At 66.8% G+C, this 992-nt stretch carries 1 protein-coding gene; it reads left to right on the top strand.

The genetic code is table 11. The features are described from left to right. Positions 1 to 489: 489 nt before the first annotated feature. On the top strand, positions 490 to 992 hold a 503-nt coding region (locus tag FJV41_RS49300), incomplete at its 3' end, for a COX15/CtaA family protein (RefSeq protein WP_181791525.1).

The following is a 992-nucleotide window of genomic DNA, read 5'->3' on the forward strand; positions in this document are numbered from 1 at the left end:
CCCTGTTTCCCCACACCCCTGTGGGAACCCTACGAAGGCTCTGGAAGAGGTCACGCTCCGGGCCGAGGAGGGGGGGAACCGCGGCCCGAAGCGCAGTGCTGCTTCCAACGTAGCCTCTAAAAGAACACACCCACGGGCCAAAGAGGGGGGAAGCTTCGACCCTGGGTGCCGGGACCACTCGAGAGCGGTCACCTGTTCAAATCGTGTGTCGCCAGCCTCCGAAGAGGTCCGTCGCTCACTGACCATTCGTTAAGCACCATACGTGCCAGCCCTTAGGCCAATGGATCTGCTCAATGGAAATCATCCGATCGGGTAGGCAAAGGGAGCAGGTATATCCAATGGGGCGGGTGGGACATCCGTCCGGCCCTATCCGGATATGGCCTGACGCCCTGCGAGCGGGGGGGCGAGCAGGCCGGCTGATGGCCCGGTTGAAACTGGATGAGGGGGCTCGGGCAGCGGGTGGGGTCGAAGTGGGTTAAGGGGACCGCGATGACTCACGCCGCCTCGTCACGTCGGTTCCAGGCCTTCAGCGTCGGAGTGCTGCTCTTCACGTTGGGGGTGATTCTGTGGGGGGCCTTCGTCCGGGCGACGGGCTCCGGCGCGGGCTGCGGTGACCACTGGCCGCACTGCAACGGCGAGGTGGTGCCCCGCGAGCCCACGGTGCAGACACTCATCGAGTACACCCACCGGGTGACGAGCGGCCTCGTCATGCTGCTCGCGGTGGCCCTGTGCGTGTGGGCCCTTCGAGCACATGCGAAGGGGCACCCGGTGCGCAAGGCGGCGAGCTGGGCGCTGTTCTTCATGCTGACGGAGGCCCTCGTGGGCGCCGGCATCGTGCTGCTCAAGTACGTGGCGGACAACGCATCCCTGGGCCGCGCGGTGTGGATGGGCGTGCACCTGGTGAACACGTTCCTGTTGGTGGGCGCGCAGACGCTGGTCATCTGGTTCGCCCGGGGGCGCGCGCCGCTGACGTTCCGGGGCCAGGGGTGGGT

Source organism: Myxococcus llanfairpwllgwyngyllgogerychwyrndrobwllllantysiliogogogochensis, from assembly GCF_006636215.1.
Classification (GTDB): domain Bacteria; phylum Myxococcota; class Myxococcia; order Myxococcales; family Myxococcaceae; genus Myxococcus; species Myxococcus llanfairpwllgwyngyllgogerychwyrndrobwllllantysiliogogogochensis.